This is a genomic window from Clostridium sp. (assembly GCF_016650095.1).
Classification (GTDB): Bacteria; Bacillota; Clostridia; order Clostridiales; family Clostridiaceae; genus Clostridium_AD.
Genome location: NZ_JAENWL010000013.1, coordinates 1 through 23,670, shown reverse-complemented (window position 1 = coordinate 23,670; position 23,670 = coordinate 1). Strand labels below are relative to the sequence as shown.

Genomic DNA, 23,670 nt, shown 5'->3' with positions numbered 1-23,670 from the left:
TAAAATTGTTTATTCTTGAGTTTTATCAGCGTTTTTTTTGAAGCTTTCTTCAATTTCAAATAGTATTTTTTGTTGGTAGAACATTATTAAATAACAGATAATACTTGATATAAATACTAATATAAATGTAGAAACTTTAAAAAATATGAAGCCTACTACTATAAAGCTAGTAAAATTAAGAATTGTAATATAAAAATTCTTAATGGAATAGTATGCAGCAAGTTTAAGGATGTTTTTCCAAGTTAAGTAAAATCTCGAGATTATAGGGAACACATACATACTAATTGAAAAAACAAAAGCCATAATGACATAAAGAAAAATAGTTAAAAATTGCGGATAACTACTTGAAATAAAGAATCTAATATCAAGGAATAGGATACACAGTAAAATTATTTCTAGTGTCCAAAAAAATAATGATTGAAAAAAGTTAGTTTTATATGCTTTGAAAAAGTCTTTTGTTATATTAATATCTTTTTCCCTTATAAGTTTTCCCATTACACTAAGCAGAGCAGTTGCAGCAGGTCCTATTGGGATACAACATATAATGAAAATAAAAGTAAACCCCTGTGGAATTGTGTTTGCACCAGTTGATAAAAGTACAATTGATATCAAAACTAGTGGAATATTGAGAAGTAGAAAGTATAAATTACCTAAAAAGAACCAAAATATATAATTAGTTATTGTGTACAAAGGTCCTTCACCGAATTCTCTTTTTGATTTAGCCATTTTCCGCCCCCAACTGCATTAAAAAATGCTAATATATAAATAGATAAATTAATTAAAATGTTTATACAATTAATTATAATGTAACATAAATTGTGTGAAATTCATATAGGTAGAAGTTACAAAAATTATGATCGAATTTTAGTGTTTTGTATAGATTAAATTTATAAAGATAGTTGCGGCAAGATGAAGAAAAAGCAGATCATATCTCTAATTGAAATATGATCTGATTTATATTTGTTAAATAGTATAAATGATTTTGATGGTAAGTAAAACATCTTTAGCTTTTACTCAGCCAATTTTAAAATGCTGTATACATCATTTTTTCCGAGTTTTATAAAATTACCAACTGTTGTTGTATCAGAGTTTGTAGCCTTCGAAGCCATTTCTTCTAATCTATCAGTTGGTATTCCGAGTTCCTTTAGGTTGATTGGGAGGTCTAGTGATTTAAGGAAATCTTCAAGTCTTTTAATCCCTTCTAGAGCTGTTTTTTCAGGTGATTGGAAGGAGTTTTCTACATTCCAAACTCTAACAGCAAACTGAGCAAATCTATTAATATCATGTTTGTAGACATATTTCATCCAAGCGGGGAATACAACTGCTAGTCCTGCACCATGAGCTACATCATATATTCCACTTAATTCATGTTCAATATCGTGTGAACCCCAATCTCCTACTCTCCCTGTGTTAAGTAAATTATTGTGTGCAACAGTTCCTGACCACATGATTTCAGCCCTAGCGTCATAGTTATCAGCTTGATTTAAAACAATAGCAACATTATTTATAACAGTTTTCATTGTAGATTCAATTAATCTGTCCATAAGTTCAACATGTTGTGAATTGGTAAAGTAGCGTTCCATTAAATGAGCCATTATATCTGCTGATCCGCAGGCAGTCTGGTACTTCGGTAAGGTAAAGGAAAGCTCTGGATTTAATATTGAAAATCTAGGATATACTAAATCGGAATTAACGGCACGTTTTAAAAATCCTTCCTCATTTGTTATAACACTACCAGTGCTTGATTCACTTCCTGCTGCTGGTATGGTTAGAATAGTTCCAATTGCTAAGGCCTCTTTTATTTCTGCCTTATTTAAGTAGAAATCCCACACGTCTCCACTATAAGGAACTCCAATAGAAATTGCTTTTGCAGAATCAATAACACTACCACCACCAACTGCCAATATAAAATTTATACCATTTTCACGGCATATTTTTATTCCTTGCTGTACAAGACTTAATCTTGGATTAGGTTTAACACCAGCAAGTTCAATATATTCAATACCTGCTTTTGTAAGTGAAGAAACTACTTTATCGTATAGACCAGTCTTTTTTATGGTTCCACCACCATAATGAAGAAGTACTTTTTTGCTATATGTACTAACTTCTTTTCCTACTTGATTTTCAGCACCTTTTCCAAAGATGATTTTAGTTGGATTTTGAAATGTAAAATTATCCATAATATATTTTACCTCCTAATGATTATATTTTTGAATCTATAAATTATTTATTGTTAATCTGATTTAGTGAGTCTTCAATAACTCTTGCATTATTGTATGAATCCTCGAAAGTAAGAAGAGGTTTCTCACCGTTTGTAATACATCTTCCGAATTGCTCTACTTCAAGCATGTAGTTATCTGGACAGTCAATAGTTATCTCTTCAATGCCGATTTTTCTTTTTAAAGTTATTTTAGCAGAACCAGTACTGTTGAATTTTACAGGAACTTCAATAACTCCCGCTTCGCCAACTATAGTATATCCGCATCGGTCCATACTATTAAGAGAACAATATGAAAAAGCTTTTAAACCATCTTTAAACTCCATCATAATGCAGCTAGACTCATCTACAGAAGATTTTTCTCCTATCTCACCAGTTGCAAAGATAGATATTGGTTCGGAACCGGCTATATATCTAATGACATTGAGGTTATAGCATCCAACATCATAGGTAGCACCACCCCCAAGATTTTTAATCATCCGTACATTGCTCATATCAGTCAAAATATAACTAAAATTCGCTTCAATAAATTTAAGTTTGCCAATCGCGCCTTCTTCCACAAGACTTTTCGCTTTAAGTGTTAGAGGACTGTGTCTGTAAGCAAAGGCCTCCATAAGAAGCACACCGTTTTTCTCGCAAACCTCTCTCATAATTTCTACTTCTTTAGATGTAATACCTAGAGGCTTTTCACAAAGGATATGCTTTTTCTTTTCAGCAGCTTTGATAACCCATTCGCAATGTAGTGAATTGGGAAGCGGTATGTATACAGCGTCAATGTCTGGGTCGTCAAGTAAATCGTCATAACTCTCATATGATTTAACTGGTTTATGTTTTTGACTAAAGTCTTCAAGTTTTTCTTTATTTCTACTCGAAATAGCATAGAGTGTTGCATTGTTTGCAGAGTTTATTCCAGGGATTGTTGCTTTATCTGCAATTCCTGCACAGCCAATTACTCCCCAGTTTACAATTTTATTGTCCATTATATTAACTCCTTTCATTGGGATTTTTGATTAATGTAATTATATAAAAAGTTATCATGTCATATTATTTTATAATTCACCTATGATTGTAACATAACCCATATATTATAAAAAGTAATTATATGTTGAGTTAAATAGAAAATTTAGTAAAGTAGCTTATAGAAGCGGTTATGAAAATAAAAGTTGCAAAATATATTTGATAGAATGATAATAATACTATTGAGGTGAAAATATTATTATGAAATCACTATATAAAAAATGGAAAATAATAAAAAAAATACGTCAAAATAAGGAAACTTATATTAGGGAATTTAATGAAGGTGGAAAAGCTTTCGCGAATATTAGATGTGCTTTTAATGCTAATATATTAGTAAATAACTCTGGAGTTTTATATAACACCGCAATAACCTCAGAATATTTTTTTATACGGATTGAAAACATAAAAAAGGTTCAAGTTAAAACAGATGTAGAACTTTCTAAACAAATTATTGAAAATAAAATACCAATAATAGGTGATTTAAGTTTTCCTAGGCAAATTCATTTTTTCTTGATAATTAACTATACAGAGAACAATTTAAATGTTGAAAAGACTATAGAATCTAAAATGTCAGAGGTTGGTGCCATATCCATTTTAAAAGCTAGGCAACAGTACATTAAAGATCACCCAAATGTTTTTTTAGAAAAAATTGAATATACACTTGAATCTAGAACATCTAATGAGGATTTTAAAGTTATGGATATACCTAGCCAAATCAATAAGCTATTTGAATTAGTAGAAAAGGGAGCACTTTCCTTAGAAGAGTTTAATCAAAAGAAAAAAGAACTTTTATCAAAAATGTAACCATTTGAAATGTATCTAATAATTAGGTTAGGAGTGAGCTTTATGAATTTAAGTGGTAAAGTAGCTATAGTTACAGGAGCATCAAGAGGAATTGGGAAAGGTATTGCTATAGAACTAGCTAAGGCTGGGGCGTGTGTGGTTATAAATTATAAGAGTAATGATGAAGCTGCTGAAAAAACACTTCTGGAAATTAGAGAGCTAGGAGTTTATGCCTTGAAAATTAAAGGCGATGTAAGTGATTATGAATTTTCAAAGCAAATGATAAAAACTACAGTTGAAAAATTAGGGAAAATAGATATATTGGTAAATAATGCTGGAATATCTAAGGTAGGATTGTTTATGGATGCGTCGCCAGAAGAATGGGACAATATTTTAAATGTAAATCTTAAGGGTACAATAAATTGTTCACATAACGCTTTGAAAGAAATGATAAAACAAAAGAGTGGAAGCATAATAAATATATCCTCAATGTGGGGGAATGTAGGTGCCTCTTGTGAAGTAATTTACTCTGCATCAAAGGGTGCTATTAACTCTTTTACGAAGGCACTAGCGAAGGAACTTGGACCTTCAAATATTAAGGTGAATGCTATAGCGCCAGGGGTTATAGATACAGAAATGAATAGTTGGTTAAGCATTGATGAACGTGAATCTTTAACTAATGAAATACCTATGATGAAATTTGGAGAAGTTCGTGATGTGGGCATGCTTGTAACATTTCTAGCTAGTGAAAATTCAAAATATATTACAGGGCAAGTGATTACAATAGATGGAGGTATGCAATAGTACTTGCAAAATGAATTGAATATGAGAATGTAAATTATTTAATACTTTATTAATATTTTATTAATGGACAATTAATACTTGACCCTATTTATATGTTATAATTAGATTATAATTTAGTAAATAATCGTATTAAATGAAAGAAGGCTAATGTTATCATGGAATATTCAAAGGGCAAAAACATAATTTCAAAGTTAATGAAATCAGCTTTATCAATTGGTATTATTTTTCTTTTGGTAGTAACAATACCTTATATAGCTATCTTTGTTATTAGAGCCTTAGTTGTCGGAGTTTTAGTATGGGGTTGTTTTAAAATAGTAAAGTCGATTAAAAATTCTATCTTTAATATAAGTACAAAGAAAAATCCTACTGCGCAAGGTGATATGTTTAGTAGTGACACATATAAATCAGATTCCAGTGATATTAACTATGATGATAGTCCTATTATTGATGTGGATTATGAAAAGGTAGAGTAAGGTACATTCTAATAAGGATTAAAGTGTGTTTATAAATAATGTTTTAAGAACCAATCTATAACTTAGATTGGTTTTTGTTTTTTAAATTTTATAAATGCTTTATAATAATGTATAAAACTCTTATAACTTTTAGTGAAATTTGATATAATTTTAATATTAGGTAAACAGGGGGAACACAATGAGCAAGATATTAATAGTAGAAGATGAAGAGTCTATAAGAAAGTTTATTAAAATTAGTTTAAAAAGAGAAAAATTTGAGGTTCTTGAAGCGGCATCAGCGGAAGAAGGTTTGCAAAAAATACTGGAGGAAACTCCAGATGTGGTTATATTAGATATTATGCTTCCAGGTATGAACGGGTTTGAACTTTGTGAAAAATTAAAAAAACAGAATGAAAATATCGGAATAATTATTTTGACTGCTAGAGGGCAAGACATGGATAAAATTATGGGACTAGAATTTGGTGCAGATGATTATATGGTTAAGCCATTTAACCCATTAGAACTTACTGCACGAATAAATTCGCTTTTAAGACGAATGAAGTATGCAAATAAGGCAGAATCAAATTTTATTAATTCTAGAGAATTTAGAATTGATCTATATTCAAAGAAAATTTTTAAAAATGATATAGAATTAGATTTAACTCCAAAAGAATTTCTTCTTATGAAAATATTTATTAAAAATCCAAGTAAGGCACTTAGTCGAGATGAACTTTTAAATGTAGTTTGGGGATATGAGTATATAGGAGATACTAAAATAGTTGATGTGAACATTAGAAGACTTAGAAGTAAAGTTGAAAAAAACCCATCAGAACCTAAGTATATAGAAACCGTTTGGGGAACGGGGTATAGATGGGGGGATGCTTAAAGTGAACTCTATAAGATCAAAGCTCGCTGGAAGTTACCTGTTGGTAATACTAATTACGGTTATAATCGTAGAAGGATTTTTAATTACAGCTACTAAAAAATATTATTACAAAAGTTTAGAATCAAATTTATCAAATCAGTTAAAGTTATCTAGTAGCTTTTATAATACATACTTATCATCAGCAAGTGTGAAAGAAAATGTAGCTAATAACGTAGACGTTTTTTATGAAAATAATGCTGCTGAAGTTCAAATTATAGACTTAAATGGATTCATAATTATGGACTCCTTGGGGGCAACTCCAGTAAAAATAGAAGCGAGTAAAGATTTTAAAGCAGCAGTAGAAGGGGAAATTGGTAGCATAATCGATAGACAAGGATATGAAAGTGAAGGGGTTATGACAGTAGCATATCCCTTATTTTATAAAGGTGAAATAAATGGGGTATTGAGGTTTATAACTTCCCTTAAGAAAATTGATGAGGACATTTATAATTTGTCTAAATTTTTCTTGATTACTGGTGGAATTGTTATTATGTTATCTGGAATAGTTAGTATTTTTATTTCTAGTATTATTACTAAACCTATAAAAAAAATAATGATAGGCGCAGAGAAAATGGCCAGTGGGAATTTTAATGAGAAAATCAATATAAATTCTGATGATGAATTAGGACAACTAGCAAAGACCTTAAACTATATGACTGAAGAAATACTGAAAAGTGAAAGACTTAAGAATGAATTTATTGCATCTGTTTCACATGAACTAAGAACACCACTCACATCTATTAAAGGATGGTCTATTATATTAAATTCTAGTGAATTAGAAGATGAAGAAGAACTTAAAGAGGGACTTTGCATTATAGAACAGGAATCTGATAGATTAACTTTTCTAGTTGAGGACTTGCTAGATTTCTCTAAATTATCCTCGGGGAAAGTGTCTATAAAGAAGGATTTCATTGATTTAAAGGAAACACTAATTAATATAAAAAGTCTGTCAGTGCCTAGAGCGTTAAAGGAAAATATCCAGCTTACATTGGTAATAGACGAAAATTTGCCTCAAATATTTGTGGATAGAAATAGATTAAAACAAGTTCTATTAAATATTTTGGATAATTCTTTTAAATTCACACCTAATGGAGGAAATGTCAGCATGAGTGCGAATTTAGATAATAAAAGGATTATAATTAAAATAATAGATACAGGTTGTGGTATACCAATAGAGGAATTACCAAGAGTAAAGGAGAAGTTTTTTAAAGGTAAAAATGCTAATTCCAAAAATGGTATAGGTCTTTCTATCTGTGATGAAATTATAAAGCTTCACGAAGGTAAACTCCAAATCAATAGTGTGCTTGGAAAGGGCACAGAAGTAAGCATAATTCTTCCAATATAAGAGTTGAACATTTATATAAAGGGATCTGTTATAAAATAGACCAACATATGATTGGTTATTTTTCAAAATCCCAAAGCAAGGGAGCAAAGTTATGAAGAAAATCTTATCTTTATTTATTTTAGTAATAATGTTTATAAATTTAACAGCTTGTAGTAATGTTGATTTATCAACAACAAGCAGAATAACCCCACCTAAGGTAACAATTCCAGTAGATGGAGTTTGGAGGGTAGAGAGATATGCTTTTTCAGCTATGTCAAAAATGGGTGAAGAGGACGCGAAAGAATGGATTGGAAAAGATGCGTCTTTTGAAAACCAAAAAGTTATTTTACCAGATGATAATTGTGAAAAACCTGAATTTAAGATTAAAAGTGTGGATACAAAGACATATTTATATAATAATTATAAATCTTTTATGGAAGATCTCCATATAAATCAAATTGAAATTAAGATCATTACTATTACTTCGAATCAAAATTATTTTAGAGATATTATCAAAATTGATGATAGCACAATAGCTATTGTTGTGGATGGAGTATTTTTCTTTCTGTCAAAGCAACCTACTGAAAACAAAATGGATATAGATGACACTGAAAATGGTGGGAAAATATCTTACAAGAGATCAAAACCCTATATAAAAAAGAATCAATCTGGGTTTTTATTAGGCTTAAAGTATTATAAAACTGTTGATTATAAATTTCCTTATGTCAATGAAAATAAACCAATGTTACAACCGGTATACAGAACATTATGGATAAGTTCTGATGGGTTAATTGAAAAAATTTCGGAACTGCCATTTTTATTTGTGCCAAGGAGGACTGGGTTTTGGAAACTCCAGGTTAGTCGCGAAATTGATTCTAATTTTGGGATAGATTTTCTGATGGCATCTCCAATAGGAAAGGAAGTTAAAGTAGATAGTATAAAAGTTAAAAATATAGGATTTTATGATCTGAAAAGTATTAATTTTGTGGGAAATGATTATGTGTGTTATGAGAGAGACATTGAAAGTGGAGTAAAAGGGGGCACACAATTATATTCATCTCATTCGTTAGAGGTCGTTCCTCTTGACACTATATATACTGGGTCTGAAATTCCAATTGTTGCATCTAAAGTGTTAGGTGAAAAGGGGAGAGAAGTTCTAAATTCTGGTGCAGAATCATTCTTAAGAACTATTTCACAAAAGGATAGAAATCTATTAGAGGATACTCCCTCGCCAACAAGTTTCGGGATTTTTAGAGAAAATGGGAAATGGTTATTACGTGGAAGATTAGATTATTTCGATCCATCTGTGAAAAACCAATATGCGGACTTCAATGTACCTATAGCGCCACCAGAGAACTTGGTAAATTATGATTCATTATTTCCATCATGGGAGGTTATAAAGCAAAAGGTTCCGAGTGCTGTAGATGCCTATACGTCTCCTAATAAGGATATTGCTGTGGTGTTAACAAATTCAAAATTATTAGTTTATGCTATAAAAGATAATGTTTTAGGAGAATCTCCATTAAAAGAGCTTGAGCTTAAAAATTCAGAAGTATCCGTTATGGCACAGTGGGCCACAGATGATTATGTTAAAATATGGTCTGACCAGGTAAAAAAGTTACAAGTTAAATGAGGTAGATAAGGAGGGTAATATGCAGATAGAAATCATTAAATTTATACAATCTATATCATCTCCCTTTTGGGATACGTTCTTTCAGTTAATTACAATGACGGGTGAGCAATATTTTTATATTTTTGCAGCCGCTATAATATTTTGGTGCTTGAATAAACAATTTGGATACAAATTAGGTTTTGCATTACTTACAGGCACAATTGTAAACACTGTTTTGAAGGACTTAGTCAATTTAGCAAGGCCCATAGGAGTAGAGGGGATAAGGTCTATTAGGGTAGAAACTGCTGGAGGAAAATCTTTTCCAAGTGGGCATACTCAAGGATCTGCAATGTTTTGGGTTTCGTGGATGATTAAGGAAAAGAAAAAGTGGATTTATATAGTTGGAATATTAATAATCATTTTAGTTGCAGTTTCTAGGCTATACCTTGGTCTGCATTACCCAACAGATGTAATTGGTGGAATAGTGATTGGAACAATATGGGTTTTTATCTCTAATTATATTTTTGATTATTCGGAGGAAACGAAAAAACCCTGGATATTAATGATAATTATTTTACCTATGCTCATTGGGATGATATTCTTAAAAGAAAAAACTTATTATACAATATCAGGAACGGTATTAGGTTTTTATATTGGATATATCCTAGAGTCAAAGTATGTGCAATATGATGTTAGAAATACTTGGGTTAAGCAAATGATAAAATTGTTGTTTGGAGTAACTATTCTTTTAGGATTGAAAAGTACGTTAAAGGAAATTCTACCCATTAACATAACTTCTGATTTTTTTAGATATGTTGTAGTTGGATTGTGGATTACGGTGGGAGCGCCCTCTATATTCAAAAGGTTTGGTGGTCATGTTGAAACATAACAGGGTTATAAGAAGGGGTGGCAATGTGAAAAATCATATGAGGTTATTAAAAAAAATATGGATTTTAGTATTAATTTTATTATTAGATACAATTAATTTACCTTTAATTTCAGTAAAGCCATCAGCTTTAGAATTAAATGGAAATTCAGTCATTGCAAATATTGATTCCAGTTATGAGGAAATAGCATATTCACTGCAAGATTTAAATGATTTTTTAAAAAAGCACTTAGAACAGAGAGAGACAAGCTTTAAAATAAAATATAAAGCAGATACATCTAATCTAAAAAATTTGATTGGAGATGGCTTAGATGGAATTTTAAAGTCTGATGATTATTTAGAAAGTTGTATAAGATCATATAAATGTAGCTATGAGGGATATCAAAATGATGTTACAGTAAATTTTGATTTTGAATTTTATACAACAAAAATACAAGAGGATTATGTAAGCTCACAAGTAACTGCAATACTTAAAAATATAATAAAAGTAAGCATGAATGATCATCAAAAGGAAAAGGCAATTCATGATTATATTGTAGCTCATGTAGCTTATGATACTACACTTACTAGATATAGTGCTTATGATGCATTGAAAAATGGTTTAACTGTGTGCAATGGATATGCGCAATTAGCTTATAAAATGCTAAATGAGTCAGGAATTCAAGCTAAAATAGTTGTGGGAACAGGTAATGGTGGAAATCATGCCTGGAACTTAGTAAAGCTTGATAATATATGGTATCATTTGGATTGCACTTGGGATGACCCAGTACCGGATGTAAAAGGAAGAATACTTTACAATTATTTTAATTTAAGTGATAAAGAAATCGCAGAGGATCATATTTGGGAAAAGCAAGATTATCCTCCAGCAACCAACGTGTATTATAATAAAACATCAATATTTGATGAAAAGGAATTTGTAGAGTGGACTAAAGTGGACGGTACTACTAATGTTACATCAACAAAAGAGTGGAATATTTCCTTTAACAAAGAGGTTGATGAATTAAGTTTAAAGGATAATATATTTATATGTAGACAAGGAACGAACTTCAATTTCCCTATATTACTTCAGTTGTCTGTTGATAAGAAAAGTGTAAAAATTGTGCATAATACACTTTTTGAACTAGGAGAAAAATATACCTTATATATAAGTAAAGACATTAATGGTATAAATAAGGATATAAATTTAAAAACTTCTCTGAAAATTGGATTTACTATTTTAAATTAGAATATAATTTTGTAAATAGTCAAACCTATAGATATAAGTATAGATAAGGGAGATGTTTTAATGCCTAAAGATAGCCAACCTGACAATAAATTTTCTAGATTAGAAAAGAGTAATTATGATACTCCTATAACTAGAGAATCCGCAAAAAACCAAAATAAGACAACTAAAAAGCAATCTGCTGACAGAAAATAAAAAAGAGGAACATATGAATTTTTGCTCATATGTTCCTCTTTTTTATTATGAATCTAGAGATTATAAGTTAAATCATTTTTGTGGAGCTGCATATTAACGAATTTCTTTCTGAAATGTCGTTAAAGACCAGCGTATTATCCGCTGGTCTAGTTTGGTTAATTATCCTATTACTTGATTTTCTGAACCATCTACTTTTATTTGTCTAAAGGGGTAAAATATTTACCAAATATTTCATTAGATGAATTTGGATTTAATATATTCGTTCTATGAGTATGGTCATCATCCTGCAGATAATAAACATAATTTCCTATTATATTCGGACAAACCACAAACCCAGCATATACTGTTTTCTTTGATGTGCCATCCGTTTTAATTTTATAAAGGTTAGAATCTTTTAAATCAGTATAATATATATAATCATCTGCTACGTTTAGGAATATAGCCTGTTCATCTGTAACCTTTTGTCCTCCAGTACCATTAGATTTTATTTTATAAATTTTGTAGGAGTCTGATAAGTTAACATAATAGAGATAGCCATTAACTATGTTAATAAATTCTGCACTATCATTACCAAGTTTATTATTGCCAATCCCATCTTTTCTTATTTTGTAGATATTATTTTCATCATCATAATTAGTATAATATATAAAATCATCTTCAATATTCAAATTACCACACATATTATTGGTTAGCATTATATTTGAAGTGCCATCAGTTTTAATTTTATATATCTTATAATTTTCAGATGCATTTAAATAGTAAATCCATTCATTTTCTACTCGGATTTCTTCTACTGAAACATTGGTAAGTTTAGTTTTCTGAGTTCCATCTATCTTAATTTTGTAAAGTTTACCTTCATCAGATAAATCAGAAAAATATATCCAATCCCCAAGAACATTAATATAAAGAGGAATATCATCGCATATTTTAATGTTCTTATCTTGGTTTTTATTTAATTTATACATCTTATTGCTATCAGTAGTATTCCTGTAATAAATCCAATCATTGCTCTCTGCTACAAAGCCTAAATTAGCTATATTTCCTGAAGTGTTACCCACAGTTTCTTCAACTGTTAAAGTAAGCCTTACTTTTTTATCATAACCTAGGACTGTTCCCTCAAATTCATAAACACCAGCTTTTGCAGTGCTTGGTGTTTTATCCCATGTTATTGGTTTAACTTTACTGAGTCCATTCTCTAATACAGTATTTACAGTTTGAGGTAGCGAATATCGTACATTTCTTTTTGTCGTAGCGTCAATATTAGCTATATTACTTACCATTACAATATCAGAAGTAATATTAATAAGCTTAAGCTTCCATCCATCATAGCTTTTAGTAGAATTTGAATTTTTACACCATAAATCAACTACATATCTTCCAGAAGGCAGGCTACTTAAATCATAATCAATTTTATCTGTGTAATCAGTTAGATTAGTTAACCATTTATTATTTATTGGATCGTAAAAATTAAGCTTGTACTGAGTATCACCTGCCGTGGTTTCAACTCCAGAAATAATTAAATTATCATTCTTAGCAAAGTCAGTTTTGGATATAACCATGTTACCGTCAAGATTAATGTCTGCTTCTTTTAATACTGTTACATTAAAAGGATAGGCGTCATCATAATCCCCATATTGATTTTTATACCTACCTACAAACCCAATTCTTCTTACTCTTATAGCGAATCTATAAAAATTAGATTTCAAATTTAGGCTACTTATGTCTACTTTAATAGGTTCATGAGCATTTACAGGTTTTGTCCAACCATTTTGCATTTGTTCATCATTTATTAATTCCCAATCATTACCCATAGTTGTTTGGCAGGTATAAAATAACTGGTACTGAACTTGGCCAGTATACTTTTTAGCAGAGATAAAAAATTCATTTTTATCTCCCTCTACATAGGGATAATGGTCTAAAGAAACGATGGCAACATTAGGTATAGTTTCTTTCTCTACATTTATAATTTTTAATTTCCATCCATCATATTTAGAATTAGATTCGTTATTTTTGCCCCAGAGGTCAACAATATATGGGCCCTCGGGTAAATTACTTAAATTATATTCTAAAGTATCACTATAATCCGTCAAATTAGTTAACCACTTATTATTTTTTACATCATATAAATGCAATTTATATTTAATATTTGAACTACTATTGTGTATACCATTAATTTTTAAAGATTCTTTATTTGTAAAGTTATCTTTGTTAATTTCCATATCGCCATTTAAATCAATATCAGCATTTTTTAATACATCTAGTACAAAAGGATACGCGCTATCATAATCCCCATAGGAGTTACTATATTTCCCTTTTACTCCTACTCGTCTTACTCTTATGGCAAATCTATAATAGTCTGCTTTAAGATTTAAAGTACTTATATCCAAATCTATTGGCTGCTTAGCATCTACAGGGGTTGTCCACCCATTTTTCATACCACTTAGATTAATAAGCTGCCATTTACTACCCATAGTAGTTTCACAGGTATAGAAAAGTTGATATTGAACCTTTGCAGTATAATTAGTCGATGCTACTACAAATTCATTTTTATCACCTTCAACAAATGGAAAATGATCTAAGGAAACTATTGAAACTGAGGGTATTATTTCTGCTGCGGCTACACTTGAAGCTACAGGAATGTAAAATGTAAATGCACAAAGTAAAATTATATTTATTAAAAAGGTTTTGAAAATTTGATTTTTCTTCATTATTTTCTCCTTTTTTTAGATTCTCAAATTAACTTATTAGGTTAAACTTGATTGTCTAAAATTTATATTATAATGCAAAATGTTAAGTTTCTATTAACAATTATAACATGAGCTATATTGTATAATCTAGTGGTATGTATTGAGCTAATTGGAATTTTAATGTTTATGATTAGTGGCCTTGGATATAGTTGATTTGCTATTAGATTTCTAAATAGAAGTTAAGATAGTTTTATTGCAGTAGAGGTTAATAATATATTATGAAATAATATTGTGATAATTTATTGCATTATCGCAATATTATGTTAGAATTTATATATATATATAAATTGTTTTAGGTAGTAAAATAATTTATATTCATTTGATAGTGAAAAGGAATACAGGGGCCAATAAAATCAATTATTGTTGTTTATACTTTGAAGTTTAAAGCTGCAGCATGTCTGTAGCTTTTTATATTTATACTTGCAAAGATTAAATTATTAGTGTGGGTTTTTGCGAAGGCGTGGAGACTATTGTACTATTTAAGAAGGAGTGAATATATTGAGTTTTAATGTTTATAATACTTTGACTAGAAATAAAGATGAGTTTGTACCTTACACGGAAGGTAAGGTAGGTATGTATACTTGTGGACCTACAGTTTACAATTATGCACATATAGGTAATTTGAGAACATATATTTTTGAAGATGTACTTAAAAAATCATTAGAGTATGTAAATTATAAAGTTAAACATGTAATGAATGTTACTGACGTAGGACATCTCCAATCAGATGGAGACGAGGGTGAAGATAAGATGGCACTCGGTGCAAGTCGTGAGCATAAAACTGTATGGGAAATTGCTAAATTTTATGAAGACGCTTTTTTCGAAGATTGCACGAAACTTAATATAAAAAGACCAACTATTGTATGCAGAGCCACAGACCATATACAAGATATGATAGATCTTATAAAGAAACTTGAAGAAAAAGGCTACACTTATGTTTCTAATGGGAATGTATATTTTGAAATTGATAAATTTCCAGATTACACCAAACTTGCAAATATTAGTATAGATGAGCTTAAAGCAGGAAGTAGAATAGAAATAGATCCTAATAAGAAAAATCCACTTGATTTTGTATTATGGTTTACAAATTCTAAGTTTTCTAATCAAATTATGCAGTGGGAATCACCATGGGGCAGAGGATTTCCAGGCTGGCATTTAGAATGTTCTGCTATGTCTATTAAATATATTGGTGAATATTTAGATATTCATTGTGGAGGAATAGATCATATTGCAGTACATCACACTAATGAAGTAGCCCAATCTGAAGGGGCACTAGGACATAAATGGGTAAAGTACTGGATGCACGGAGAGTTCTTAGTACTAGATAGTGGTAAGATGTCAAAATCTAGTGGGGACTTCTTAACGATATCAAGACTTGAAGAAGAAGGATATAGTCCTCTTGATTATAGATATTTCTGTCTTCAGTCTAAATATAGAAAACAGTTAGTGTTTAGTTTTGAGAGTTTAGATGATGCTAAGAAAGGTTACAAAAAGCTTAAAGAGAGAATTGCGACTGTTTTAAATTCAATTGATGGAAGTGATATAGTAAGTGATGAGAAAGTTGGAGCATACAAAGAAAAATTTTCATCGTATATCAGTGATGATTTAAATATGGCAAATGCACTCACTGCACTTTTCGATGTTTTAAAAGATGATGAACTTAATAATAATGAAAAAGCTATATTAATAGAAGATTTCGATAAAGTATTATCATTAGATCTTATGACAATTGAAAATGAAGCTACAAATATAGATGAGGAGCTTATAAATAGACTTATAATTGAAAGAAACGAAGCAAGGTCAAGTAAAAATTGGGCAAGAGCAGATGAGTTAAGAAATGAGTTTATAGCTATGAATATTGAACTTCTTGATACTAAGGAAGGAACAACTTGGAAAATTAAATAAATTTAACGACACTATGGAAGGCTAAACAATTATTAATTGTTTAGCCTTCCATAGTGTCGTTAATATGCAGCTCCGCAGGAGATGATTTAATAATAGGGGGGACGATATAATGATAAAATTTATATTGATGGTAGTAGCTTTATGTATTGCAGTGATTTTTATAACTTATTTAATTCATAAGGTAGCAGGTAGAAAAAAATATGCTAAATATATTCCAACAGTTCTTTTTCTATTTATGGGGATATATAACATATACATGATTAGGACTAATCCAGGTGAAGGTTTTGGAGATATAATAAAAGCTTTGTATTTATTTATATGCACTGCTTGTTTTATAAGCGCAGTAGGAACAGGGGTGTTTATTGATTTTATTTTACCTAAACTAAAGAAATAGAATTATGGGATTAAAATACTCTCACTCCATATAAGGAGTGAGAGTATAAATTTCAGGTTACAATTATTTTAATCATAAAAATTTACATAATTTAGTGCTTTTCTTTAGCCTTTTCTAATGCATTATAAGCTAACTTAGTTTATAATATTATGTATAGATTAGGTAAGAGAGAAATATCATTAAATGAAACAATTTAAATTTGAGGTGATGAATATGGATAGAGAGGGTTTAAAAGCATCAATAGTAATTGCAATTATTGGTATGATTATAATATCGTTTATATATTTTAGACCGGTGAGCATTGAAAGAAACTATAGCGGATATATGTATGATGATAATAGTGAATTTCAAAAATCAACAGAAATTAAACTTGTCGGAGAATTTAGAAAGAAATTATCTTTAAATTATGAAGTTACTGGAAGCATAGAAGTTGATGGTATAAAGGAATCGGTTATTCTAAAGAGAATATGGGCGAAAAATAATATTTTTAAAACTATTGGATATAGTACGTTTATAGAAAATAAAAATAGTGAAACAGGACAATATGAAGTGACTGGAACACTTAATACATCGAAGAATTTTAATGAGATACTTATAAGACTTGGTAAAGTAGATAGTAAGTATAATGGTAAATTTAATATTTGTGGTCCAAGTAGTAACGTAGAAGAGGCAAAGGCTGTTACAGCTTATATTGGGAATAAGTAATTAAGGCATAGTAGAGATATTGATTTAATTATATATAATAAATACGAAGGAGAGTTTAGAAGATGAAGAGAAGCAAGTTTTTGAAGAAAATAATGATATTATTTATATTAAGTTTTGTGGTTTTTGCAGGTGGATGTGCTAATAAGGAACAAAGTAAGGTTGATGGCAGCCCAAAGGCAACGGAAAAGGGAGTAAATGATAAAAATCCAATAGTTACTATAGAAATGGAAGATGGCGGAGTTATAAAGGTGGAATTATATCCAGAAATTGCACCTAATACTGTTAGAAATTTTGTTTCGCTAGTTCAGAGTAAATTTTATGATGGATTGATTTTTCATAGAGTAATATCAGGTTTTATGATACAAGGTGGAGATCCTGACGGAACAGGCGGGGGTGGACCAGGCTATTCAATAAAAGGGGAGTTTAGTAATAATGAGTTTGATAATGCACTAAAGCATGAGCGAGGAGTGATTTCTATGGGTAGAGTAGACAAGCAAAACAACTCAGCTGGATCACAATTCTTTATAATGGTTAATGATGTTAGTTCTTTAGATGGTGACTATGCTTCTTTTGGTAAGGTTACAGAAGGCATGGAAACAGTAGATAAAATAGTTTCTGTAGAGACTGGGAATGGAGACAGACCTAAAAAAGATCAAAAGATGAAAAAAGTTACTGTTGATACGTTTGGAGTAAAATATGCTGATGTAGAAAAGGTAAAATAAAAGGAAAGTATTATAATTAATAACAAATGATTTTTGTGTAAAAAAAGTATATATTATGTATAATGCATTTGAATAAGCTTTAGAGCTACTAATTTTGGTTTAAATTAAAACTAAAATTAGTAGTTTTTAGCGAACGCATTAGTCGTATTGCAATACGCGTAATATATACTTTTTTCTTTTTTATTGTAGTTTTAAATTTATGTTTTGTGATTCTAAATTATTATGCATATTAAGACTTTGTACTTTTGTTATCTTAAACCCGACATTTGAGCTCTTGATTATCAAAAACTCTTACAAATTTAATAGAGTATATGTCACACATTACCATATCATTTGTACCAGTTTCTTTAATTACAATATAACTAATTCCAACTTCTTTTAAAATGCCCTCTCGGTCAACCCACATATTAGTTCCAATTAAAAATTCTATTTTTATATATTTACCTACTTGTTCTGTTAACCAACCTTGAGTATAGAGCGGATTGTTTACAACGGGAGGGAGAGGTGCACTTTCAAAGTCCTGGTTACCAGCAGAGGGTCCGGGCATAGGGTTTTGTCTTGTATCATAAGGCTCATCCAAATTTGGCATAGGCATCATTGGAGGATGACAAAACATGGGATTTGTATTCCACATTGGATTTGGATTAAAATTGTTAGGTGGCACTATAAACATAAAAGATCCTCCTTAAAAAATTATATTAATCGGCATCTAAAGGTGTTATAAATAATGATTTTCAATTAAGTTTTAAAATAGAGTGATGTGGGATTGTAAAAGCAATGCTGAGCAACACTAACTTGATAAGTTCCACTGCCATTAAAAGGGAATAAATATGGACAACCTGGTGCAAAGGGATTAAAGTACCATAAGGATCCACCTGTTGTATATAATCTATTACCAGCTAAAGCCCAATCAGCAATATCATAATGTATCTGTTCTGGTGGACTTGACCAAATTGTTTGTGGGTTAGTCACTCCCCCAAGTACAGAAGTTGCACAATCAAATTGTCCCTTTTGAAATATAATATTTCTTATGTCTCCTTGACCTAGCCTAAGATATTCACCATCGGCTACATTTACTCTGTTCATAACTACAGAGGCGACTGCTTTCATACCGGTGTCGCCTTCTCCACCAGCTTCGCACTTTATTATTCTAGCCAATAATTCTCTAGCACTGTAAGCCACCACTTGTCATCTCCTCAATTTACTTTACAGTATTATTATATTCATGATGTTAATATTGGTACTTAATAATGTAAATAAATATAATTTTTTACTTGTAAAGTTTTGCATAAACATGTGGTAAATCCATTAAAAGTTTGATACAATTATTTTGAGTAATGTTTTCTTTTGTTGAGATAACATTATTTGTGCTAAAGTAATAATAGTAAATGCATTTTCTAATTATATAAAAATTAAACATAAAAATATTAGATACCCAATATATATATATATTGTTATTGGGTAATATATGACAAAAACCGAAAAAACCCTTAAAATTGGATAGTTATACGTATATTATTAGGTGGATAAGTTACGAATTATTTATACAAGAGGTGAATTATGCTAAATAGTGGAGATATATTAGATGAAAAATATATGGTAATAAAAATTCTAGGCAAGGGTGGGATGGGCACCGTTTATTTATGCAAAAATAAAAGACTTGGAAACCTTTGGGCAATAAAAGAAGTAATACATGATATAAAAAATATAGGCATTTTAACAGAAGCTAACATTTTAAAAGATCTAATCCATCCAGGTATTCGGAGAATTGTTGATATATTTTATGAAAATAACAATCTATACATGGTCCAAGACTACGTTGAGGGGCAAACTTTAAAGGAGTATGTTAAGGTAAATGGTAGGATACATTCTGAAAAAACTTGCAAGATTACATCCGATTTGTGCGATATTGTAGGCTATTTGCACAATCAAAATCCAGCTATCATCTATAGAGATATAAAACCATCCAACATAATAATAACTGAGAGTGGAAAAGTTGTTTTAATTGATTTTGGCATTTCAAAAATTTATAAAAGTGACTGCGAGCAAGATACAGTGTGTGCATGTTCTAATGGGTATGCGGCACCAGAGCAATACGTACTTGGAAAATGTTGCACGCAAACAGATATATACGGGATTGGAATGCTCTTATACTTTATGGTTAAAGGGAAGGCTCCTTCAACAGGCATAGAGCCACTTTTGGACGAAAATTATGAGGTTGATATTGATGAGAATTTAAGAAGGATAATACAAAAATGTGTTAAAATTGATATCGGAGATAGGTATATTTCAGTGGATGCTTTAAGAAAAGAAATTTTAGAAGTATTAAAAAAGGAAAAATATGAAAAAATAGCGATTTTGAGTGAGCATAATATAAGGACAAGTGTGATTACTAAAGAAACTAAAATAAAAACTTCGAATAAAGGTAAACTTAAGAGGATTATTAAAGAGTTTTTATGTTTTATAGTATAAAGGTAAGATGGGTAGAATTAATTTGTGATTATGAGAATTCATATAAATAAATAATATAATTTACTATAAAAACAACCACTAAATTAAGTTTAGTGGTTGTTTTTATAGCGTTTTGATAAGGAGGAGTTCTGAGAAACTACTTGGTTTATTTAGGAGATAAGTAAAATTATGTTAAATATTTTGAGATTGGTATTAAGATAATAGAAATTTATTCGATATTATAAATAGTAACATAATTTGTAGGGGTTCCAAATGGATATGGAACTACAAATTTTAATGAGTAATTTTAGATCATAGAGGTAAGTGCTCGTGATAGTTGATAAAAATCAATTTATGTTAGTAGTCTGAGTTACCAGATTTTTCTATTGGAGTGTGTCCTAATATAATGATATAATATTATTACAATTAAAATATGATGATTTTACAACATTTGATACGGAGGAATAACAATGAGAGCAAGGATATTATCTTTAATTCTAACTATTGGGCTAGTGATGTCAACAAGTATGCCAGTTTTAGCAGTGACATTAACTGAGTAGCTAAATATTCAAAAGAAACAGCTTGGGGAGCAACAGAATTCATATACTATTGTGCAGAAGAATTATGAAAAATTAGAGATATCTATTGAAATGCTAGACTCAGATATTGAGGGTATATTTGCAGGAATTGATAAAGCAAAATATGAGATAATTGATACTGAAAAGAAAATAGAGAAGACGGTAAAAGACATAGTAGTTGCGAAGAACAATATAAAAGGTGAAGAATCTTTATTTAATGAAAGAATGAGAGCCATGTACATGAATGGAGCCGATAGTTATTTAGAGATATTACTCGATTCTAATGGAATAGAAGACTTTATTTCAAGAGTAGAAAATGTTAAAAGTGTTGTAGAATATGATAATAAAATTATTAGTGAATTAAATGAGAAAAAGAAAAATATTGATAGTAGAAAAAAAGCCCTTAACGACAACAGAATAAAAGTCTTAGCATTGCAGACTGATAATGAAGATAAATTGGACAAGCTAAGTATAAAGAAAAAAGAACAAGATAAATTAATAATTCAAGCTGAAAAAGATCAAGAATTGTATAAGAATGAAATAGCAGAAACTCAAGTATCATTAGGTAATGCTACAGATCAAATAAAAAATGCAGATCAAATAAAAAATGTATCAAAACAGGTAAAAGTGGCATCAAATCAAGCACCTAAATATGATGTGGCGGTAACTACTAAAAGAGCTACAGAAATTATTCCATCAAGAGGCCAAGTAAGCAATGAAGTGAAAAATGAAACAAGGGTTGTAACAAATGTTGAACCAAATGTTGAACCAATAAAAGAAGTAAGTGAACCTAAACAAACTTCATTAGTTAGTTCAAATGAAGTGATAGCTTTTGCTGAAACCTTTATGGGAACACCATATGAGTGGGGAGCCACAGGCCCCAATACCTTTGATTGTTCAGGCTTTGTTCAATATGTATATGCACATTTTGGAGTTAGCACTGGTAGGGTTACCTATGATCAGATAACTCACGGAGAATTTGTACCACGAGAGAATTTACAACCAGGAGATTTGGTGTTCTTTGGAATAGGAACTCCTCATCACGTTGGTATTTATGTGGGAAATGGTTCATATATACATGCTCCTCGCACTGGAGATGTAGTTAAAATATCACAATTAACAAGAGATGATTATCTATCATCAAGAAGAGTTAGATAGCAAATTGTAAGTTAAGGGAATGTAAGTAGAAATGTGTAAACAAATCTACTTACATTCTTTTTTTGCGTATGTACATCTTAATTATGCAAATAATATCTTTTAATTAATATTAGCAGTCTCTATATATTTAAAGAATTATTTTTATCTATACTCAGCAAGGAGTAAGTCCACCATTGCACCATAGCTTTTTGTTCCTGACTGCTGATTTTGCGATTTAAGATAAGTGTCATTAATTTTATCATTGATTTTTTCTACAGGACCAGAGTACTGAGTCCAAAATTCGTGGTTGTACCTAAAATCACTAAGTACACCTTCGTTACATGTCAAAATCAATTCACTATATTTTTTAGGATCACTTTTTTGTAATGCATTAAATGAATAGGATAATGCTGAAAGTGTTCCAGAATATTGAAAGTTTATATCAGGATGATTTATACAAACTATATATGAAACAAAGTTTGCTTCGTCTTCCTTTGCAAATCCTCTCTGATGAGCCATCTCATGAGCAGTTGTAAATGGCAGGAATGAATCGGGTTCTGCCATATTAATATTTGCTTCGTTGGTAAAAGGAAAATAAAAACCTGTAATCCCTGTATAACACATTGGACTTGAGAGTAATATACCCTTAGGGTTTCCATAATTACCTTTTAATTTAGGATATTGTAACGAAGCTTTATCATATCCTAAGTGAGCAGTTTTTAGCATGTAGTTTTTACTATAGGGAAGTTCCATAACGCCATACTGATTTTCATTTATTTTCTCTCTTAGAGTATTTGAACTATTCACAAGGCGCTCGCAGAGTTGTGCAAGTTCATTTGTGGATGATTTACGTACATTTAATTGAAATATTTTATCTAGTGTAAGCCTTTGATAATTAAATCCCCACAAAATCTGGAATGAAAAGTATATTAGTCCGAGTGTGGCGAGTATATTTAAAATAGCATTTTTTAAAATTTTTAATTTTTTGTTTTTACATTTATATAAGTCCAAAATTGTTTTTAAAATATACCAGAATAGAGAAACTGCAAAAGAAACAATTATAAGTTCCGCAAGAGAAAAAGGTAAAAACCCTGTAATTAAGCTTAAAATGTGAGCAATTATTTTATAAAAAAATGAAGAATAAAATTCTTCTATAATATTTGGAAATATTCTAGAAAGTTGTGTAAGGAGAATACCTAAGGGTAAAAGTAAGATTAATATTAATTGTTTTACAGATGAAGATTTCTTCAAATAAAACACCTCTTTTATATGATTAACTTGAGCTTTCATTTACATAGTACATTGTACCAATTCGCAGATGAATTATCAAAAGTTTTTTGTTTGAATATAAAGTAATATTATAGAATTGAATGAATTTGGACATAATAATAAATGTTTATTGATATTTATTTATCAAATTTATTTCACTTAGGTAGGTGTTTGTATGTATTTTATATTTCTTGCCATTGTAGCTATTTATATTTGTTATAAATTTGGAGATTGGAAAAATTGGAAGAATTATTATCCGACAATACTTTTTTTTATTTTGAGTAATGTTGCGTGTATTTTATTAATATATAATAATCCATTATG

22 protein-coding genes are annotated in these 23,670 nt (G+C 30.0%); 15 read left to right on the top strand and 7 right to left on the bottom strand.

Annotation, left to right across the window (positions count from 1 at the left end):
* Nucleotides 1-9 precede the first annotated feature (9 nt).
* The 3 genes from JJE11_RS02010 to JJE11_RS02000 all read right to left on the bottom strand — a co-directional run bounded on the left by JJE11_RS02010 (nucleotide 10) and on the right by JJE11_RS02000 (nucleotide 3,198).
* Nucleotides 10-726 (bottom strand): DUF624 domain-containing protein, encoded by a 717-nt coding sequence (locus JJE11_RS02010; RefSeq protein WP_291632577.1) that lies wholly within the window; start codon nucleotides 724-726, stop codon nucleotides 10-12.
* Nucleotides 727-1,010: 284 nt separating this feature from the next.
* Nucleotides 1,011-2,180, bottom strand: coding sequence for an iron-containing alcohol dehydrogenase (locus JJE11_RS02005; RefSeq protein ID WP_291632576.1), 1,170 nt, complete (start codon nucleotides 2,178-2,180; stop codon nucleotides 1,011-1,013).
* A gap of 43 nt (nucleotides 2,181-2,223) precedes the next feature.
* Entirely contained in the window at nucleotides 2,224-3,198 is a 975-nt protein-coding gene (locus tag JJE11_RS02000; protein ID WP_291632575.1) for a Gfo/Idh/MocA family oxidoreductase, read from the bottom strand.
* A gap of 238 nt (nucleotides 3,199-3,436) precedes the next feature.
* Between JJE11_RS02000 and JJE11_RS01995 the strand changes: the two genes are divergently transcribed.
* The 9 genes from JJE11_RS01995 (at nucleotide 3,437) to JJE11_RS01955 (ending at nucleotide 11,438) form a co-directional block, all read left to right on the top strand.
* The gene (locus JJE11_RS01995) at nucleotides 3,437-4,039 is read left to right on the top strand and encodes an SHOCT domain-containing protein (protein WP_291632574.1); all 603 of its coding nucleotides are present in this window, start codon (nucleotides 3,437-3,439) and stop codon (nucleotides 4,037-4,039) included.
* Nucleotides 4,040-4,081: 42 nt separating this feature from the next.
* Complete coding sequence (locus JJE11_RS01990; protein WP_291632573.1) at nucleotides 4,082-4,822, top strand: SDR family oxidoreductase; 741 nt, start codon at nucleotides 4,082-4,084, stop codon at nucleotides 4,820-4,822.
* A gap of 155 nt (nucleotides 4,823-4,977) precedes the next feature.
* Nucleotides 4,978-5,295 (top strand): hypothetical protein, encoded by a 318-nt coding sequence (locus JJE11_RS01985; protein ID WP_291632572.1) that lies wholly within the window; start codon nucleotides 4,978-4,980, stop codon nucleotides 5,293-5,295.
* Between the two features lie 178 nt (nucleotides 5,296-5,473).
* Nucleotides 5,474-6,160, top strand: coding sequence for a response regulator transcription factor (locus tag JJE11_RS01980; RefSeq protein WP_291632571.1), 687 nt, complete (start codon nucleotides 5,474-5,476; stop codon nucleotides 6,158-6,160).
* On the top strand, nucleotides 6,153-7,544 hold the full coding sequence (locus JJE11_RS01975) for a HAMP domain-containing sensor histidine kinase (protein WP_291632570.1): 1,392 nt from the start codon (nucleotides 6,153-6,155) through the stop codon (nucleotides 7,542-7,544). Before JJE11_RS01980 ends, JJE11_RS01975 begins: the two co-directional genes overlap by 8 nt.
* A 91-nt stretch (nucleotides 7,545-7,635) precedes the next feature.
* A complete protein-coding gene (locus tag JJE11_RS01970; RefSeq protein ID WP_291632569.1) occupies nucleotides 7,636-9,156 on the top strand; it encodes a hypothetical protein in 1,521 nt (506 codons plus the stop codon).
* Nucleotides 9,157-9,175: 19 nt separating this feature from the next.
* Nucleotides 9,176-10,024: a phosphatase PAP2 family protein gene (locus tag JJE11_RS01965; protein ID WP_291632568.1), complete on the top strand. Its 849-nt coding sequence runs from the start codon at nucleotides 9,176-9,178 to the stop codon at nucleotides 10,022-10,024.
* A gap of 25 nt (nucleotides 10,025-10,049) precedes the next feature.
* Nucleotides 10,050-11,246 (top strand): transglutaminase domain-containing protein, encoded by a 1,197-nt coding sequence (locus tag JJE11_RS01960; RefSeq protein ID WP_291632567.1) that lies wholly within the window; start codon nucleotides 10,050-10,052, stop codon nucleotides 11,244-11,246.
* A gap of 60 nt (nucleotides 11,247-11,306) precedes the next feature.
* A complete protein-coding gene (locus JJE11_RS01955; protein ID WP_291632566.1) occupies nucleotides 11,307-11,438 on the top strand; it encodes a hypothetical protein in 132 nt (43 codons plus the stop codon).
* 194 nt (nucleotides 11,439-11,632) lie between these two features.
* Here JJE11_RS01955 and JJE11_RS01950 read toward each other — a convergent pair whose 3' ends face one another.
* The gene (locus tag JJE11_RS01950; protein WP_291632565.1) at nucleotides 11,633-14,146 is read right to left on the bottom strand and encodes a DUF5050 domain-containing protein; all 2,514 of its coding nucleotides are present in this window, start codon (nucleotides 14,144-14,146) and stop codon (nucleotides 11,633-11,635) included.
* Nucleotides 14,147-14,683: 537 nt separating this feature from the next.
* Between JJE11_RS01950 and cysS the strand changes: the two genes are divergently transcribed.
* The 4 genes from cysS to JJE11_RS01930 all read left to right on the top strand — a co-directional run bounded on the left by cysS (nucleotide 14,684) and on the right by JJE11_RS01930 (nucleotide 17,911).
* Nucleotides 14,684-16,090, top strand: coding sequence for a cysteine--tRNA ligase (gene cysS, locus JJE11_RS01945; protein WP_291632564.1), 1,407 nt, complete (start codon nucleotides 14,684-14,686; stop codon nucleotides 16,088-16,090).
* A gap of 109 nt (nucleotides 16,091-16,199) precedes the next feature.
* The gene (locus JJE11_RS01940; RefSeq protein ID WP_291632563.1) at nucleotides 16,200-16,484 is read left to right on the top strand and encodes a hypothetical protein; all 285 of its coding nucleotides are present in this window, start codon (nucleotides 16,200-16,202) and stop codon (nucleotides 16,482-16,484) included.
* Between the two features lie 213 nt (nucleotides 16,485-16,697).
* A complete protein-coding gene (locus JJE11_RS01935; RefSeq protein ID WP_291632562.1) occupies nucleotides 16,698-17,189 on the top strand; it encodes a hypothetical protein in 492 nt (163 codons plus the stop codon).
* A gap of 224 nt (nucleotides 17,190-17,413) precedes the next feature.
* Nucleotides 17,414-17,911, top strand: coding sequence for a peptidylprolyl isomerase (locus tag JJE11_RS01930; protein ID WP_366927900.1), 498 nt, complete (start codon nucleotides 17,414-17,416; stop codon nucleotides 17,909-17,911).
* A gap of 253 nt (nucleotides 17,912-18,164) precedes the next feature.
* On the opposite strand, the gene JJE11_RS01925 is transcribed toward JJE11_RS01930, so the two are convergent.
* Entirely contained in the window at nucleotides 18,165-18,584 is a 420-nt protein-coding gene (locus JJE11_RS01925) for a hypothetical protein (protein ID WP_291632560.1), read from the bottom strand.
* 65 nt (nucleotides 18,585-18,649) lie between these two features.
* The gene (locus JJE11_RS01920; RefSeq protein ID WP_291632578.1) at nucleotides 18,650-19,093 is read right to left on the bottom strand and encodes a cell wall hydrolase; all 444 of its coding nucleotides are present in this window, start codon (nucleotides 19,091-19,093) and stop codon (nucleotides 18,650-18,652) included.
* Between the two features lie 378 nt (nucleotides 19,094-19,471).
* On the opposite strand from JJE11_RS01920, the gene JJE11_RS01915 reads away from it, so the two are divergent.
* Nucleotides 19,472-20,383 (top strand): serine/threonine-protein kinase, encoded by a 912-nt coding sequence (locus JJE11_RS01915; RefSeq protein WP_291632559.1) that lies wholly within the window; start codon nucleotides 19,472-19,474, stop codon nucleotides 20,381-20,383.
* Nucleotides 20,384-20,973: 590 nt separating this feature from the next.
* A complete protein-coding gene (locus JJE11_RS01910; RefSeq protein WP_291632558.1) occupies nucleotides 20,974-22,098 on the top strand; it encodes a C40 family peptidase in 1,125 nt (374 codons plus the stop codon).
* A 141-nt stretch (nucleotides 22,099-22,239) separates the two neighbouring features.
* Here JJE11_RS01910 and JJE11_RS01905 read toward each other — a convergent pair whose 3' ends face one another.
* Nucleotides 22,240-23,328 carry a DUF3810 domain-containing protein gene (locus JJE11_RS01905; RefSeq protein ID WP_291632557.1) on the bottom strand — a complete coding sequence of 363 codons (1,089 nt, stop codon included), beginning with the start codon at nucleotides 23,326-23,328 and terminating at the stop codon, nucleotides 22,240-22,242.
* Nucleotides 23,329-23,670: the final 342 nt, after the last annotated feature.